Source organism: Streptomyces sp. STAM6, from assembly GCF_054963715.1.
In genome coordinates this window covers 1-16,218 of the sequence record NZ_JBUEFZ010000046.1, presented here as the reverse complement: position 1 = coordinate 16,218, position 16,218 = coordinate 1, and the positions used below count along the sequence as shown (strand labels likewise).

Here is a 16,218-nt window from a genome sequence, read left to right as displayed (position 1 = left end):
GTTTCCTCGCTGTAGTTGAAAACGCCCCCGTTCTCACGAGTGAGGTCATCCGTGTCCAGCACCACCACCCCGCAGTCCCCCGAGACCGGCACCGCCCGCGTCAAGCGCGGCATGGCCGAGCAGCTCAAGGGCGGCGTGATCATGGACGTCGTCACCCCCGAGCAGGCCAAGATCGCCGAGGACGCCGGCGCCGTCGCGGTGATGGCCCTGGAGCGGGTGCCCGCCGACATCCGCAAGGACGGCGGCGTGGCCCGTATGTCCGACCCGGACATGATCGAGGGCATCATCGACGCCGTCTCCATCCCGGTCATGGCGAAGTCCCGCATCGGCCACTTCGTCGAGGCCCAGGTCCTGCAGTCCCTCGGCGTGGACTACATCGACGAGTCCGAGGTCCTCACCCCGGCCGACGAGGTCAACCACTCCGACAAGTGGGCCTTCACCACGCCGTTCGTGTGCGGCGCCACCAACCTGGGCGAGGCCCTGCGCCGTATCGCCGAGGGCGCGGCCATGATCCGCTCGAAGGGCGAGGCCGGCACGGGCAACGTGGTCGAGGCCGTCCGCCACCTGCGCCAGATCAAGAACGAGATCGCCAAGCTGCGCGGCTTCGACAACAACGAGCTGTACGCCGCCGCCAAGGAGCTGCGCGCCCCGTACGAGCTCGTCAAGGAGGTCGCCGAGCTCGGCAAGCTGCCCGTGGTGCTCTTCTCCGCCGGTGGTGTCGCCACCCCCGCCGACGCCGCGCTCATGCGCCAGCTCGGCGCCGAGGGCGTCTTCGTCGGCTCCGGCATCTTCAAGTCGGGCGACCCGGCCAAGCGCGCCGCCGCCATCGTGAAGGCCACCACCTTCTACGACGACCCGAAGATCATCGCGGACGCTTCCCGCAACCTGGGCGAGGCCATGGTCGGCATCAACTGCGACACCCTCCCCGAGGCCGAGCGTTACGCGAACCGGGGCTGGTAATGACCACTCCTGTCATCGGCGTCCTGGCACTGCAGGGCGACGTAAGGGAGCACCTGATCGCCCTGGCCGCGGCCGACGCCGTGGCCAGGCCGGTCCGGCGCCCCGAAGAGCTCGCCGAGGTCGACGGCCTGGTCATCCCCGGCGGTGAGTCCACCACCATCTCGAAGCTGGCCCACCTCTTCGGGATGATGGAGCCGCTGCGCGAGCGGGTGCGGGCCGGGATGCCCGTGTACGGCACCTGCGCGGGCCTGATCATGCTGGCCGAGAAGATCCTGGATCCGCGTTCCGGACAGGAGACCGTGGGCGGGATCGACATGATCGTCCGCCGCAACGCCTTCGGCCGGCAGAACGAGTCGTTCGAGGCAGCCGTCGACGTCAAGGGCGTGGACACCCCCGTCGAGGGCGTCTTCATCCGGGCACCGTGGGTGGAGTCGGTCGGCGCGGAGGCCGAGGTGCTCGCCGAGCACGACGGTCACATCGTCGCCGTGCGGCAGGGCCACGCGCTCGCGACCTCGTTCCACCCCGAACTGACGGGCGACCACCGGGTGCACGCCCTGTTCGTGGACATGGTGCGCGCAGCGGGCTGACCCGATCCCGGTAGGATCTCTGGGGTTCGTTCGGAAATTGGTTACGCGAAGGAGACAGGCAGATGTCCGGCCACTCTAAATGGGCTACGACGAAGCACAAGAAGGCCGTGATCGACGCCAAGCGCGGCAAGCTCTTCGCGAAGCTGATCAAGAACATCGAGGTCGCGGCCCGCACGGGCGGCGCCGACCTGGACGGCAACCCGACGCTGTTCGACGCCGTGCAGAAGGCCAAGAAGCAGTCGGTCCCGAACAAGAACATCGACTCGGCGATCAAGCGCGGCGGCGGCCTCGAGGCCGGCGGTGTCGACTACGAGACGATCATGTACGAGGGTTACGGCCCCAACGGTGTCGCGGTGCTCATCGAGTGCCTCACCGACAACCGCAACCGCGCCGCCTCGGACGTCCGGGTCGCGATGACCCGCAACGGCGGCTCGATGGCCGACCCGGGCTCCGTCTCGTACCTCTTCAACCGCAAGGGCGTCGTGATCGTCCCCAAGGGCGAGCTGTCCGAGGACGACGTGCTCGACGCGGTCCTGGAGGCGGGCGCCGAGGAGGTCAACGACCTCGGCGAGACCTTCGAGGTCCTCAGCGAGGCCACCGACCTGGTCGCGGTCCGCACCGCGCTCCAGGAGGCCGGCATCGACTACGACTCCGCGGAGTCCAGCTTCGTACCGACCATGCAGGTCGAGCTGGACGAGGAGGGCGCTCGCAAGATCTTCAAGCTGATCGACGCCCTGGAGGACAGCGACGACGTGCAGAACGTCTTCGCCAACTTCGACGTCTCGGACGACGTCATGGAGAAGGTCGACGCCTGACCCACGCATCGCGACGGGCCGACGGGAACACACCCCCGTCGGCCCGTCGCGTTGTCAGTGGCACCGGCTAGCCTGCACCAGCAGTGGCTGAACAGCTGAACGAAGGAGGGGTGGCGTGCGCGTACTGGGGGTGGACCCGGGGCTGACGCGGTGCGGCGTCGGCGTCGTCGAGGGCGTCGCAGGCCGTCCCCTGACGATGCTCGGAGTCGGCGTGGTCCGCACGCCGGCCGACGCGCAGACCGCCGAGCGCCTCGTCCTCGTCGAGCGCGGAATAGAGGAGTGGCTCGACGAGTTCCGGCCGGAATCCGTCGCCGTCGAGCGGGTGTTCAGCCAGCACAACGTCCGCACGGTCATGGGCACCGCCCAGGCCAGCGCCGTGGCCATGCTCTGCGCCGCCCGGCGCGGGCTGCCCGTCGCGCTGCACACCCCCAGTGAGGTCAAGGCCGCCGTCACCGGCAGCGGCCGGGCCGACAAGGCCCAGGTGGGCGCCATGGTCACCCGCCTCCTGCGGCTGGACGCCCCGCCGAAACCGGCCGACGCCGCCGACGCGCTGGCCCTCGCCATCTGCCACATCTGGCGCGCCCCCGCGCAGAACCGGCTCCAGCAGGCCGTCGCCCTGCACGCATCGAAAGGCCGTACGTCATGATCGCCTTTGTGAGCGGCCCGGTCGCCGCGCTCGCCCCCACCACGGCCGTCATCGAGGTCGGCGGCGTCGGCATGGCCGTCCACTGCACACCCCACACCCTCTCCGCGCTGAGGGTCGGTCAGGAGGCCAGGCTCGCCACCTCGTTGGTGGTGAGGGAGGACTCGCTGACGCTGTACGGCTTCGCCGACGACGACGAACGGCAGGTCTTCGAACTGCTCCAGACCGCGAGCGGCGTCGGACCGCGCCTCGCCCAGGCCATGCTCGCCGTGCACACCCCCGACGCCCTGCGCCTCGCGGTCGCCTCCGGCGACGAGAAGGCGCTGACCGCGGTCCCCGGCATCGGCAAGAAGGGCGCCCAGAAGCTGCTGCTGGAACTGAAGGACCGGCTCGGCGAACCGGTCGGCGCCCACATCGGCAGGCAGGGCGCCGCCGCGGCGTCCGCCGCCTCCTGGCGCGACCAGCTGCACGCCGCGCTCATCGGCCTCGGGTACGCCACGCGTGAGGCGGACGAGGCCGTCACCGCCGTCACCCCGCAGGCCGAGGCCGCGGACGGCGAGCCGCCGATCGGCGGGCTCCTCAAGGCAGCCCTCCAGACCCTGAACCGCACCCGCTGAGACCGCGAGGCACTTCCACCGTGAACTGGGACGACACCGCACACCCGAGCGACGACACCGCCGCCGACCGGCTCGTCGGCGCGTCCGCCGACGGCGAGGACCAGGCCGTCGAAGCGGCCCTGCGCCCCAAGTCGCTGGACGAATTCGTCGGCCAGGAGCGGGTGCGCGAACAGCTCGACCTGGTCCTCAAGGCCGCCCGGGCCCGCGGCGCCACCGCCGACCACGTCCTGCTGTCCGGCGCCCCCGGTCTGGGCAAGACCACCCTCTCCATGATCATCGCGGCCGAGATGGGCGCCCCCATCCGCATCACCTCCGGCCCCGCCATCCAGCACGCCGGCGACCTCGCCGCGATCCTCTCCTCCCTCCAGGAGGGAGAGGTCCTCTTCCTCGACGAGATCCACCGGATGTCCCGGCCCGCCGAGGAAATGCTCTACATGGCGATGGAGGACTTCCGCGTCGACGTCATCGTGGGCAAGGGCCCGGGCGCGACCGCCATCCCGCTGGAACTGCCGCCCTTCACCCTGGTCGGCGCCACCACCCGGGCCGGGCTGCTGCCGCCCCCGCTGCGCGACCGCTTCGGCTTCACCGCCCACATGGAGTTCTACGCCCCGGCCGAGCTGGAGCGGGTCATCCACCGCTCGGCCCAGCTCCTCGACGTCGGTATCGAGGCCGACGGCGCCGCCGAGATCGCCGGCCGCTCCCGCGGCACGCCTCGTATCGCCAACCGTCTGCTGCGCCGGGTCCGCGACTACGCCCAGGTCAGGGCCGACGGGCTGATCACCCGCGAGATCGCCGCGACCGCCCTCGGGGTGTACGAGGTGGACGGCCGCGGTCTCGACCGGCTGGACCGGGCCGTGCTGGAGGCCCTGCTCAAACTGTTCGGCGGTGGACCGGTCGGTCTGTCGACCCTGGCGGTCGCCGTGGGCGAGGAGCGGGAGACGGTCGAGGAGGTCGCCGAGCCGTTCCTCGTCCGGGAGGGACTGCTCGCCCGCACGCCCCGTGGCCGGGTCGCCACGCCCGCGGCATGGGCGCACCTGGGACTCGTACCGCCGCAGGCAGCGGCCCCGGGAAGCGGACAACAGGGGTTGTTCGGGGCGTGACGGCGACGTCAGTCGCCGGGGCAGGAACCACGGTGCCATGCTGGGCGTTGTTCCATCGATGCGGACTCGCCTAGACTCCGCCGATGCCGACCCTTCGGTCGGCGTACCCACCCCCGAAGATCAGGCCGCGGCTCCCCGCGACCGTGCGAAGGATTTCCGTCCCGTGAGTATCGTGACCCTCCTCCCGTTCATCGTCCTCATCGGGGCCATGTTCCTGATGACCCGCTCTGCCAAGAAGAAGCAGCAGCAGGCGATGGAAATGCGGAACCAGATGCAGCCCGGCACCGGCGTACGCACGATCGGGGGGATGTACGCCACCGTCAAGGAGGTCGGCGACGACACGGTCCTCCTCGAGGTTGCCCCGGGCGTCCACGCCGTCTACGCCAAGAACGCGGTCGGCGCCGTCCTCGAGGACGCGGAGTACAACCGCATCGTCCACGGCGACGGCGACCTCAAGTCCGACACTCCCGTCGTGCCGGACGACGCGTCGTCGCTGACCGAGCCGGCCGGTGACGCCGACGTCGAGGACGCCGCCGCCGACTCCAAGCCGAACCTCTCCAAGAAGGCCGAGGCCGGCGAGGCCGAGACCAAGGACGCCGAGCCGAAGGACGGCAAGGCCGACGGCGAGGCCGACGCGAAGTAGTCACGCACGGGGATCGCGGGAGCCCACCGGCGCCCCCGCGGTCCCCGGATCGTGTCCACATCTGCGGGGGAAGGTCCCCACACCACTTCGTGGCCGCCCCGCGCACACCCGGCGCGGGGCGGTTGGACAGGGAGAATCGACAAGGTGGCAGCACCGAAGAAGGGCAGAGGGCCGTCGGGGGGCCAGGGCAAGCCGGGGCGTGTCCTCGCGTTGTTCCTGATCGCCATGGTCGCGCTCACCGCCGGGATGTTCGCGTCCAAGCAGGTCACCCCTCGCCTGGGCATCGACCTCGCCGGCGGTACGACGATCACGTTGAAGGCGAAGGCCGAGGCCGGCCAGGAGGACGCCGTCAACGAGACCAACATGAACACCGCGGTCGGCATCATCGAGCGCCGTGTCAATGGTCTGGGTGTCTCCGAGTCCGAGGTTCAGACCCAGGGCCGCGAGAACATCATCGTCAACATCCCCAAGGGGACGAACTCGGAACAGGCCCGGCAGCAGGTCGGCACGACCGCTCAGCTGTACTTCCGCCCGGTTCTGACGGTCGCCGGCAGCGAGCCGGTGCCCACGCCCTCCGGCAGCCCGTCGCCGTCCGGCAGCCCGTCCCCGAAGGCGTCCGCGTCCGGCGCGGGCGGGGACAAGGCCGAGGACGACAAGGAGAAGGCCGGCTCGCCGTCGCCGAGCGCCACCACCCAGGGCCGCGCCGTCACCGACGGCCTGAAGAAGGCCCCGACGCCGAGCGGCTCCGCCTCGCCGAAGGCCTCCGAGACGCCCAAGGCTCCGGTGCCGCCCGCCCCCGACGCCGCCACGGCCGAGCTGCAGAAGCAGTTCGCCGCCCTGAACTGCGCCGACCCCAAGCAGCGGGCCAACGCCGGCAACGGCGTCAAGCCGTCCGAGCCCACCGTCGCCTGCGGCGAGAGCGCCCCCAAGATCTGGGAGAAGTACATCCTCGGCCCGGCCGAGGTCGACGGCAGGGACGTCGACGACGCCAAGGGCGTGCTGGACCAGCAGCGCGGCCGGTGGATCGTCACGATGGACTTCACCGAGGCCGGCACCAAGAAGTTCCAGAAGATCACCAGCAAGCTGTCGCAGCAGGCGCCGCCGCAGAACCAGTTCGCCATCGTCCTGGACGGCGAGGTCGTCTCGGCCCCGCAGGTGAACCAGACGCTCGGCGCCAGCGCCGAGATCTCCGGCAACTTCGACCAGCAGTCCGCCCAGGACCTCGGCAACATCCTGTCCTACGGTGCGCTGCCGCTCACCTTCGAGGAGCAGAGCGTCACGACCGTCACCGCCGCGCTCGGCGGTGAGCAGCTGAAGGCCGGTCTGATCGCGGGTGCGATCGGTCTCGCCCTGGTCGTCGTCTACCTGGTCGTGTACTACCGCGGCCTGGCCCTGATCGCGCTGCTCAGCCTCCTCGCCTCGGCGATCATGACGTACACGATCATGGCGCTGCTCGGCCCGGCCATCGGCTTCGCGCTGAACCTGCCGGCCGTCTGCGGTGCGATCGTGGCCATCGGTATCACCGCGGACTCGTTCATCGTGTACTTCGAGCGCATCCGCGACGAGATCCGCGAGGGCCGCACGCTGCGCCCGGCCGTCGAGCGCGCCTGGCCCCGTGCCCGCCGCACCATCCTGGTCTCCGACTTCGTGTCGTTCCTCGCCGCCGCGGTGCTGTTCATCGTGACCGTCGGCAAGGTCCAGGGCTTCGCGTTCACGCTCGGCCTGACCACCCTGCTCGACGTGGTCGTGGTGTTCCTCTTCACCAAGCCGCTGATGACGCTCTTCGCCCGCACCACGTTCTTCGCGAGCGGACACCCCTGGTCCGGCCTGGACCCGAAGCGACTCGGCGCCAAGCCGCCGCTGCGCCGCTCCCGCCGCGTCTCCGCCCCCATCGACCCGAAGGAGGCGTGAGATGTCCAAGCTCGGCAATCTCGGCGCCCGGCTGTACCGCGGCGAGGTCGGCTACGACTTCGTCGGAAAGCGGAAGATCTGGTACGGCATCTCCATCCTGATCACCATCACAGCCATCGTGGGCCTGGCGGTGCGCGGCCTCAACATGGGCATCGAGTTCAAGGGCGGCGCCGTCTTCACCACGCCCAAGACCTCGGTCTCGGCCTCCCAGGCCGAGCGGATCGCCGAGGACGCGGCCGGCCATGACGCGATCGTCCAGGAGCTCGGCACCGGCGGTATGCGTATCCAGGTCAGCAGCCTGGACACCAAGCAGGCCGCCGAGGTCCAGAGCAAGATCGCCCAGGAACTGAACATCCCGGCGAACAGCATCCCCGCCGAGCTGGTCGGACCCAGCTGGGGCGAGCAGATCGCCAACAAGGCCTGGACCGGCCTCGGGGTCTTCATGATCCTGGTGGTGATCTACCTCGCGATCGCCTTCGAATGGCGCATGGCGCTCGCCGCCCTCATCGCGCTGATCCACGACATCACCATCACGGTCGGTATCTACGCGCTGGTCGGCTTCGAGGTCACCCCGGGCACCGTGATCGGTCTGCTGACCATCCTCGGTTACTCGCTGTACGACACGGTGGTCGTCTTCGACTCCCTCAAGGAGGGCACGAAGGACATCACCAAACAGACGCGCTGGACGTACAGCGAGATCGCCAACCGCTCCATCAACGGCACGCTGGTCCGGTCGATCAACACCACCGTGGTGGCGCTGCTCCCGGTCGCCGGCCTGCTGTTCATCGGTGGCGGCTTCCTCGGCGCCGGCATGCTGAACGACATCTCGCTGTCGCTCTTCGTCGGTCTCGCCGCCGGTGCGTACTCGTCGATCTTCATCGCCACGCCGCTCGTCGCCGACCTCAAGGAGCGCGAGCCGCAGATGAAGGCGCTGCGCAAGCGCGTCCTGGCCAAGCGCGCCCAGGCCGCCGCCAAGGGCGAGCCGGCGGAGTTCGGCGACGGCACCGACGAGCCGCAGGACGCCGTGGCGGACGACACCGCCACTGCCGGTGCGGTCGTCGGCCAGCGCCGCCCGTCCACCCGCGGCCGGGGGAAGCGGCGATGACGGTCAGTACGCAGGAGCTCCTGCTCAGCCGTATCCGGGACGTCGCCGACTATCCGAAGCCGGGAGTGATGTTCAAGGACATCACCCCGCTGCTCGCCGACCCGGCCGCCTTCGGCGCGCTCACCGGCGCGCTGGCCGAGGCGTGCGTACGGCACGGCGCGACGAAGATCGTCGGTCTGGAGGCGCGCGGCTTCATCCTGGCCGCACCGGTGGCCGTCACGGCGCAACTGGGCTTCGTGCCCGTGCGCAAGGCGGGCAAGCTGCCCGGCGCGACCCTGAGCCAGGCGTACGAGCTGGAGTACGGCACGGCCGAGATCGAGGTGCACGCCGAGGACCTGCTGCCCGGTGACCGCGTCATGGTCATCGACGACGTCCTCGCCACCGGTGGCACCGCCGAGGCCTCGCTGGAGCTGATCCGGCGGGCCGGCGCCGAGGTCGCGGGAGTCGCCGTGCTCATGGAGCTCGGCTTCCTCGGCGGACGGGCCCGGCTGGAGCCCGCCCTGCGGGGTGCTCCGCTGGAGGCGCTGATCACCGTCTGACCGGGGCGGATCCGGCCGATCCGCCGGGCGGAACAGCCATGGGACGGGCATCCGGGAACACCGGATGCCCGTCCCGCGTTGTTGCGTGTCCCAGTCCCGGGGCGAGCGGGGCGCCCGGGGTCAGTACCATGGGATTCCGGGCCTGACCGGGGGACCCGGACCCGCACGAGGAGCGCTCTTGCCAGACGAGGCCCAGCCACTCTCCGCCGCGAAGCCCGACAAGAAGGCCGAAAAGGCCGCGGCGCCCCCAGCCACGCCCCCCGAGAAGGCCGAGCCCAAGCCCGCGGCCCCGCAGCGTGCGGCCGGCCCGGCCCCCGTCTCGGCACCCAAGCCCACGCCGCCGTCCGCCACCCGCTCCGGTGGCTCCTCCAACCGCGTGCGCGCCCGTCTCGCCCGGCTCGGAGTGCAGCGCTCGTCGCCGTACAACCCGGTGCTGGAACCGCTGCTGCGCATAGTCCGGAGCAACGATCCGAAGATCGAGACGGCGACGCTGCGCCAGATCGAGCGCGCCTACCAGGTCGCCGAGCGCTGGCACCGCGGCCAGAAGCGCAAGAGCGGCGACCCGTACATCACGCATCCGCTCGCCGTCACCACCATCCTCGCCGAGCTGGGCATGGATCCGGCGACCCTGATGGCCGGCCTGCTGCACGACACGGTCGAGGACACCGAGTACGGCCTGGACACCCTCCGCAAGGACTTCGGAGACCAGGTCGCCCTCCTCGTGGACGGCGTCACCAAGCTCGACAAGGTCAAGTTCGGCGAGGCCGCGCAGGCCGAGACCGTCCGCAAGATGGTCGTCGCCATGGCGAAGGACCCGCGCGTCCTGGTCATCAAGCTCGCCGACCGCCTGCACAACATGCGCACCATGCGCTACCTCAAGCGGGAGAAGCAGGAGAAGAAGGCCCGCGAGACCCTCGAGATCTACGCCCCGCTGGCGCACCGGCTGGGCATGAACACCATCAAGTGGGAGCTGGAGGACCTCGCCTTCGCCATCCTGTACCCCAAGATGTACGACGAGATCGTCCGCCTCGTCGCCGAGCGCGCCCCCAAGCGGGACGAGTACCTCGCCATAGTGACCGACGAGGTCCAGGCCGATCTGCGGGCCGCCCGTATCAAGGCCACGGTCACCGGCCGGCCGAAGCACTACTACAGCGTTTACCAGAAGATGATCGTCCGCGGCCGTGACTTCGCGGAGATCTACGACCTGGTGGGCATCCGCGTCCTCGTCGACACGGTCCGCGACTGCTACGCCGCCCTCGGCACCGTCCACGCGCGATGGAACCCGGTCCCCGGCCGGTTCAAGGACTACATCGCGATGCCGAAGTTCAACATGTACCAGTCGCTGCACACGACGGTCATCGGACCCAACGGCAAGCCGGTCGAACTGCAGATCCGCACCTTCGACATGCACCGCCGCGCCGAGTACGGCATCGCCGCGCACTGGAAGTACAAGCAGGAGGCCGTCGCCGGCGCCTCCAAGGTGCGCACCGACGTGCCGAAGAAGGCCGGCAAGGACGACCACATCAACGACATGGCGTGGCTGCGCCAGTTGCTGGACTGGCAGAAGGAGACCGAGGACCCCAGCGAGTTCCTGGAGTCCCTGCGCTTCGACCTCTCCCGCAACGAGGTCTTCGTCTTCACCCCCAAGGGCGACGTCATAGCGCTGCCCGCGGGCGCCACCCCCGTCGACTTCGCCTACGCCGTCCACACCGAGGTCGGCCACCGCACCATAGGGGCGCGGGTCAACGGACGGCTCGTTCCGCTCGAATCCACCCTCGACAACGGCGACCTGGTGGAGGTCTTCACCTCCAAGGCCGCCGGCGCCGGCCCGTCTCGCGACTGGCTCGGCTTCGTCAAGTCGCCCCGCGCCCGCAACAAGATCCGCGCCTGGTTCTCCAAGGAGCGCCGCGACGAGGCGATCGAGCAGGGCAAGGACGCCATCGCGCGCGCGATGCGCAAGCAGAATCTGCCCATCCAGCGGATCCTGACGGGCGACTCGCTCGTCACCCTGGCGCACGAGATGCGCTACCCGGACATCTCGTCGCTGTACGCCGCGATCGGCGAGGGCCATGTCGCCGCCCAGGGTGTGGTGCAGAAGCTGGTGCAGGCCCTCGGCGGCGAGGAGGCGGCCAGCGAGGACATCGCCGAGTCCGCCCCGCCCTCCCGGGGCCGCGGCAAGCGCCGCGCCAAGGCCGACCCGGGTGTGGTGGTCAAGGGCGTCGAGGACGTGTGGGTCAAGCTCGCCCGTTGCTGTACGCCCGTGCCCGGCGACCCGATCATCGGCTTCGTCACCCGCGGCAGTGGCGTATCGGTTCACCGCGCCGACTGCGTCAACGTCGACTCGCTCTCCCAGCAGCCCGAGCGGATCCTCGACGTCGAATGGGCGCCCACCCAGTCCTCGGTCTTCCTGGTCGCCATCCAGGTCGAGGCCCTCGACCGCTCACGGCTCCTCTCGGACGTCACCCGCGTCCTGTCCGACCAGCACGTCAACATCCTCTCCGCGGCCGTCCAGACCTCCCGCGACCGGGTGGCCACCTCACGGTTCACCTTCGAGATGGGCGACCCCAAGCACCTGGGCCACGTCCTGAAGGCCGTCCGGGGCGTGGAGGGCGTGTACGACGTCTACCGGGTCACCTCGGCGCGCAGGCCGTAGCGGCCCCGAAGCCGGAAAAGCCCGGGGGCCCCGGTGCGCGGATTCCGCGCACCGGGGCCCCCGGGCGTTCGCCACAAAGGAGCGCCGGCGTCAGCCGCCGAACTCCTGCAGGCCCTTCAGCGCCTGGTCCAGCAGCGCCTGGCGGCCCTCCAGCTCGCGGGCGAGCTTGTCGGCCTTGGCGTCGTTGCCCGCCGCCCGGGCCGCGTCGATCTGCTTCTGCAGCTTGTCGACCGCGTCCTGCAGCTGGCCCGTGAGACCCGCCGCACGCGCGCGTGCCTCCGGGTTCGTACGGCGCCACTCGGCCTCCTCGGCCTCCTGGATCGCCCGCTCCACGGCGTGCATACGGCCCTCGACCTTCGAGCGGGCGTCACGCGGCACGTGCCCGATGCCCTCCCAGCGCTCGTTGATCGCGCGGAAGGCGGACCGGGCGGCCTTCAGGTCCGTCACCGGCACCAGCTTCTCGGCCTCGACCGCGAGCTCCTCCTTCAGCTTGAGGTTCTCGGCCTGCTCCGCGTCACGCTCCGCGAAGACCTCGCCGCGTGCCGCGAAGAAGATGTCCTGCGCACCCCGGAAGCGGTTCCACAGGTCGTCCTCGTGCTCGCGCTGAGCACGGCCCGCTGCCTTCCACTCCGCCATCAGCTCGCGGTACCGGGCGGCCGTCACACCCCAGTCGGTCGAACCGGAGAGCGCCTCGGCCTCGGCGACCAGCCTCTCCTTGATCTTGCGGGCCTCCTCGCGCTGCGCGTCCAGCGACGCGAAGTGCGCCTTGCGCCGCTTGGAGAAGGCCGACCGGGCGTGCGAGAAGCGGTGCCACAGCTCGTCGTCGGACTTCCGGTCGAGCCGGGGCAGGCCCTTCCAGGTGTCCACCAGCGCCCGCAGCCGCTCGCCCGCGGCGCGCCACTGCTCACTCTGTGCCAGCTCCTCGGCCTCGGCGACCAGCGCCTCCTTGGCGTGCCGCGCCTCGTCCGTCTGCTTGGCCTTCTGGGCCTTGCGCTCCTCGCGCCGGGCCTCGACGGTCGCCACGAGCGCGTCGAGCCGCTTGCGGAGCGCGTCGAGGTCGCCGACGGCGTGGTGCTCGTCGACCTGGTGGCGGATGTGATCGACCGCGGCCATCGCGTCCTTGGCCGACAGGTCGGTGGTCTTCACCCGCTTCTCGAGGAGGCCGATTTCGACGACCAAGCCCTCGTACTTGCGCTCGAAGTAGGCCAGGGCCTCCTCGGGAGTGCCGGCCTGCCACGATCCGACGACCTTCTCGCCGTCGGCTGTACGCACGTACACGGTGCCCGTCTCGTCGACGCGGCCCCACGGGTCGCTGCTCACAGCGCCTCCTCCACATGATGCCGGCGAGGGGGTTGGCCCCCCGGGCATCGTCCACAGTTTTCCGACGGGCCTCGCCCGCCCTCCACAACGCGAATCCAGCCCGCGCTGCACAACGCCAATCTAGGCGACCGGCCGCCCGGCTGTCCGCACCGAAGCCGACCGAAATTCAGTGGTTCACACCTTGCTGACGGTGGCCTTCTCGACGGTGACGGGCTTCTTGGGCGCGCCGTCCTTGGCGCCGCCCGCGACGCCGCCCTTGGCCACGTCCTGGACGACCTTGAGACCGGCCGCGTCCATCGTGCCGAAGGGGGTGAACTGCGGCGGCAGCTTCGTGTCCTTGTACACCAGGAAGAACTGGCTGCCGCCGGTGTTCGGCTGCATGGTGTTGGCCATGGCCACGGTCCCGGCCGGGAACGTCACCGAGCCGTCCGCACCCGGCTTGCCCAGCGCGGTCAGGTTCTCGTCCGGGATGTTGTAGCCGGGGCCGCCGGTGCCGTCACCCTTCGGGTCACCGCACTGGAGGACGAAGATTCCCTCGGTGGTGAGCCGATGGCACTTGGTGCCGTCGAAGTACTTCTTGTCCGCGAGGTGCTTGAACGAGTTCACCGTGTGCGGTGTCTTCGCCGCGTCCATGGCGATCGTGACATCACCGTGGTTCGTCTTCAGGGCCATCGTGTACTTGGCCTTCTTGTCGACGGCCATCGCCGGCTCGGGCGACGAGCTCTCGCTCTCCGAGGGCTCCGGAGAGCCGTCCGGGGCCGTGGCGGCGGAGTCGCTCTTGTCGTCCCCGTCGGAAAGACCCACGGACGCGTACGCCGCGGCGCCGGCGGCCAGCACCACGGCGAGAGCGGCGGCGATGATGGAATTGCGCCGCTTGGCCTTCTGGCGGGCCTCCTCACGGCGCCTCTGCTGCCGCTCGAACTTCTCCCTGGCGAGCTGCCGCCGTCGCTGATCGCTGCTGACCACCGCGTTCTCTCCCTGTCGGTCGTCTGTTCCTGTCCTGGCCGAGTGTGCCCGTACCGTATACGGGTTGGCTGTGGAATGAGCAGCGCCGGTAGGCTCTGATCTGCTGCATTCTTCCGCCGGACGACTTCTTAAGGACGATCGTGCTCATTGCCGGGTTCCCCGCCGGGGCCTGGGGGACCAATTGCTATCTGGTCGCCCCCGCCGCGGGCGAGGAGTGCGTCATCATCGACCCGGGCCACCAGGCCGCCCAGGGAGTCGAGGAGACGCTCAAGAAGCATCGGCTCAAGCCCGTGGCGGTCGTGCTCACCCATGGCCACATCGACCACGTCGCCTCCGTCGTCCCGGTCTGCGGCGCCCATGACGTACCCGCGTGGATCCACCCCTCCGACCGGTACATGATGAGCGACCCGGAGAAGGCCCTCGGCCGCTCCATCGGGATGCCGCTCATGGGCGAGCTGACCGTCGGGGAGCCGGACGACGTGCACGAGCTCACCGACGGAGCCGCGCTGAAGCTGGCGGGCCTGGAGCTGACCGTGTCGCACGCGCCCGGCCATACCAAGGGGTCGGTGACCTTCAGCCTGCCCGAGGCCGCGGACATCCCGCCGGTCTTCTTCTCGGGCGACCTGCTGTTCGCCGGCTCCGTCGGACGCACCGACCTGCCAGGCGGTGACATGGCCGAGATGCTCGACTCGCTGGCCCGCGTGTGCCTGCCGCTCGACGACTCGACCGTGGTGCTGTCCGGCCACGGCCCCCAGACGACCATCGGCCGTGAGCGCGTCACCAACCCCTATCTGCGGGACGTGGCCGCCGGCCTCGGGAGCGCGAACGCTCCCCGACGAGGAATGTGACGAGAGACTCCCGTGAGTACCTTCCAGGCCCCCAAGGGCACGTACGACCTGCTGCCGCCGGAGAGCGCCAAGTTCCTGGCCGTCCGTGAGGCCATCGCCGCGCCCCTGCGCAACTCCGGCTACGGCTACATCGAAACCCCCGGCTTCGAGAACGTGGAGCTGTTCGCGCGCGGTGTCGGTGAGTCCACCGACATCGTGACGAAGGAGATGTACGTCTTCGAGACCAAGGGCGGCGACAAGCTGGCCCTGCGTCCGGAGACCACGGCTCCCGTACTGCGAGCCGTCCTGGAGGCGAACCTGCACAAGACCGGCAACCTGCCGGTCAAGGTCTGGTACTCGGGCTCGCAGTACCGCTACGAGCGCCCCCAGAAGGGCCGCTACAGGCACTTCTCCCAGGTCGGCGCGGAGGCGATCGGCGCGGAGGACCCGGCGCTGGACGCCGAGCTGATCATCCTCGCCGACCAGTCGTACCGCTCCCTGGGCCTGAGTAACTTCCGCATCCTGCTGAACAGCCTGGGCGACAAGGAGTGCCGCCCGGTCTACCGGGGCGTGCTGCAGGACTTCCTGCGCGGCCTGGACATCGACGAGGACACGCGCCGCCGCGCCGAGATCAACCCGCTCCGTGTCCTCGACGACAAGCGCGAGTCGGTCCAGAAGCAGCTCGGGGACGCCCCGCTGCTGCGGGACTACCTCTGCGACGCCTGCAAGACGTACCACGAGGAGGTCCGCGAGCTGATCACGGCGGCCGGCGTGGTCTTCGAGGACGACCCGAAACTGGTGCGCGGCCTGGACTACTACACGCGTACGACCTTCGAGTTCGTCCACGACGGCCTCGGCTCGCAGTCCGCGGTGGGTGGCGGCGGGCGCTACGACGGCCTGTCCGAGATGATCGGCGGCCCCGCGCTGCCGTCCGTCGGCTGGGCGCTCGGCGTGGACCGCACGGTGCTGGCGCTGGAGGCCGAGGGCATCACCCTCGACATCCCGGCGGCCACCAGCGTGTACGCGGTGCCGCTCGGCGAGGAGGCCCGACGGGTCCTGTTCGGCGTCGTCACCGAGCTGCGCAAGGCCGGTGTGGCGACGGACTTCGCGTACGGCGGGAAGGGGCTGAAGGGCGCCATGAAGAACGCCAACCGGTCCGGTGCGCGGTACGCGATCATCGCCGGCGAGCGCGACCTCGCCGAGGGCCGGGTCCAGCTCAAGGACATGGAGTCCGGTGAGCAGGAGCCGGTCGCGCTGGAGGGGCTCGTGGCGACCCTGCGCGACAGGCAGGCCTGACCGCCGGCGCGCAGACGCGAGGCCCCCAGGGGCGTGAAGACGAGCGGGAGGCGGGGCCGGGACCACCCGGCCCCGCCTCCCGCTCGTCCCGTTTCCTTATATCCATCGAACGGCGGACACGGCCCGGCGTGCGGCAGAATGATCCCTGCCCAGCTCCCGATCGACGGAACGGCGATATGACGACGACAGCAGCGGTGGACGACACGTCAACGGAACGCGGCACGACGGGCGCGAGC

Annotated in this window: 15 protein-coding genes; 13 read left to right on the top strand and 2 right to left on the bottom strand. The window is 70.3% G+C overall.

From position 1 onward, the window contains the following. Positions 1 to 51: 51 nt before the first annotated feature. The 11 genes from pdxS to ACY34K_RS30900 all read left to right on the top strand — a co-directional run bounded on the left by pdxS (position 52) and on the right by ACY34K_RS30900 (position 11,573). A complete protein-coding gene (pdxS, locus tag ACY34K_RS30950) occupies positions 52 to 960 on the top strand; it encodes a pyridoxal 5'-phosphate synthase lyase subunit PdxS (RefSeq protein ID WP_462753045.1) in 909 nt (302 codons plus the stop codon). Further along, positions 960 to 1,547 (top strand): pyridoxal 5'-phosphate synthase glutaminase subunit PdxT, encoded by a 588-nt coding sequence (pdxT, locus tag ACY34K_RS30945; RefSeq protein ID WP_462753044.1) that lies wholly within the window; start codon positions 960 to 962, stop codon positions 1,545 to 1,547. The genes pdxS and pdxT overlap by 1 nt, the downstream gene beginning before the upstream one ends. A 62-nt stretch (positions 1,548 to 1,609) precedes the next feature. Continuing rightward, on the top strand, positions 1,610 to 2,362 hold the full coding sequence (locus ACY34K_RS30940; protein ID WP_462753042.1) for a YebC/PmpR family DNA-binding transcriptional regulator: 753 nt from the start codon (positions 1,610 to 1,612) through the stop codon (positions 2,360 to 2,362). A gap of 115 nt (positions 2,363 to 2,477) precedes the next feature. After that, positions 2,478 to 3,008 (top strand): crossover junction endodeoxyribonuclease RuvC, encoded by a 531-nt coding sequence (gene ruvC / locus ACY34K_RS30935; RefSeq protein WP_462753040.1) that lies wholly within the window; start codon positions 2,478 to 2,480, stop codon positions 3,006 to 3,008. Continuing rightward, a complete protein-coding gene (ruvA, locus tag ACY34K_RS30930; RefSeq protein WP_462753038.1) occupies positions 3,005 to 3,622 on the top strand; it encodes a Holliday junction branch migration protein RuvA in 618 nt (205 codons plus the stop codon). The genes ruvC and ruvA overlap by 4 nt, the downstream gene beginning before the upstream one ends. A 20-nt stretch (positions 3,623 to 3,642) precedes the next feature. Continuing rightward, positions 3,643 to 4,722 carry a Holliday junction branch migration DNA helicase RuvB gene (ruvB, locus tag ACY34K_RS30925; protein WP_462753036.1) on the top strand — a complete coding sequence of 360 codons (1,080 nt, stop codon included), beginning with the start codon at positions 3,643 to 3,645 and terminating at the stop codon, positions 4,720 to 4,722. Between the two features lie 163 nt (positions 4,723 to 4,885). Further along, positions 4,886 to 5,365, top strand: a complete 480-nt coding sequence (yajC, locus tag ACY34K_RS30920; protein ID WP_462753034.1) for a preprotein translocase subunit YajC — start codon at positions 4,886 to 4,888, stop codon at positions 5,363 to 5,365. A gap of 144 nt (positions 5,366 to 5,509) precedes the next feature. After that, positions 5,510 to 7,276: a protein translocase subunit SecD gene (gene secD / locus ACY34K_RS30915; RefSeq protein WP_462753032.1), complete on the top strand. Its 1,767-nt coding sequence runs from the start codon at positions 5,510 to 5,512 to the stop codon at positions 7,274 to 7,276. 1 nt (position 7,277) lies between these two features. Then, positions 7,278 to 8,381, top strand: coding sequence for a protein translocase subunit SecF (gene secF / locus ACY34K_RS30910; protein WP_462753030.1), 1,104 nt, complete (start codon positions 7,278 to 7,280; stop codon positions 8,379 to 8,381). Beyond that, complete coding sequence (locus tag ACY34K_RS30905; RefSeq protein ID WP_462753028.1) at positions 8,378 to 8,920, top strand: adenine phosphoribosyltransferase; 543 nt, start codon at positions 8,378 to 8,380, stop codon at positions 8,918 to 8,920. Before secF ends, ACY34K_RS30905 begins: the two co-directional genes overlap by 4 nt. Positions 8,921 to 9,098: 178 nt before the next feature. Further along, a complete protein-coding gene (locus ACY34K_RS30900; RefSeq protein ID WP_462753026.1) occupies positions 9,099 to 11,573 on the top strand; it encodes a RelA/SpoT family protein in 2,475 nt (824 codons plus the stop codon). 90 nt (positions 11,574 to 11,663) lie between these two features. Here the strand turns inward: ACY34K_RS30900 and ACY34K_RS30895 are convergent, their stop codons facing one another. Then, the gene (locus ACY34K_RS30895) at positions 11,664 to 12,893 is read right to left on the bottom strand and encodes a DUF349 domain-containing protein (RefSeq protein ID WP_462753024.1); all 1,230 of its coding nucleotides are present in this window, start codon (positions 12,891 to 12,893) and stop codon (positions 11,664 to 11,666) included. A 174-nt stretch (positions 12,894 to 13,067) separates the two neighbouring features. Then, positions 13,068 to 13,859 (bottom strand): peptidylprolyl isomerase, encoded by a 792-nt coding sequence (locus ACY34K_RS30890; protein WP_462753022.1) that lies wholly within the window; start codon positions 13,857 to 13,859, stop codon positions 13,068 to 13,070. 140 nt (positions 13,860 to 13,999) lie between these two features. On the opposite strand from ACY34K_RS30890, the gene ACY34K_RS30885 reads away from it, so the two are divergent. Further along, positions 14,000 to 14,707 (top strand): MBL fold metallo-hydrolase, encoded by a 708-nt coding sequence (locus ACY34K_RS30885; protein WP_462753021.1) that lies wholly within the window; start codon positions 14,000 to 14,002, stop codon positions 14,705 to 14,707. A gap of 12 nt (positions 14,708 to 14,719) precedes the next feature. Beyond that, positions 14,720 to 15,982, top strand: a complete 1,263-nt coding sequence (hisS, locus tag ACY34K_RS30880) for a histidine--tRNA ligase (RefSeq protein WP_462753019.1) — start codon at positions 14,720 to 14,722, stop codon at positions 15,980 to 15,982. Positions 15,983 to 16,218 lie beyond the last annotated feature (236 nt).

Excerpts from the sequence above, each read along its gene's own strand:
- ACY34K_RS30905 (WP_462753028.1), top strand. The coding sequence starts at position 8,378 with ATGACGGTCAGTACGCAGGAGCTCCTGCTCAGCCGTATCCGGGACGTC.
- secF (WP_462753030.1), top strand. The coding sequence starts at position 7,278 with ATGTCCAAGCTCGGCAATCTCGGCGCCCGGCTGTACCGCGGCGAGGTC.
- ruvA (WP_462753038.1), top strand. The coding sequence starts at position 3,005 with ATGATCGCCTTTGTGAGCGGCCCGGTCGCCGCGCTCGCCCCCACCACG.
- ACY34K_RS30940 (WP_462753042.1), top strand. The coding sequence starts at position 1,610 with ATGTCCGGCCACTCTAAATGGGCTACGACGAAGCACAAGAAGGCCGTG.
- pdxT (WP_462753044.1), top strand. The coding sequence starts at position 960 with ATGACCACTCCTGTCATCGGCGTCCTGGCACTGCAGGGCGACGTAAGG.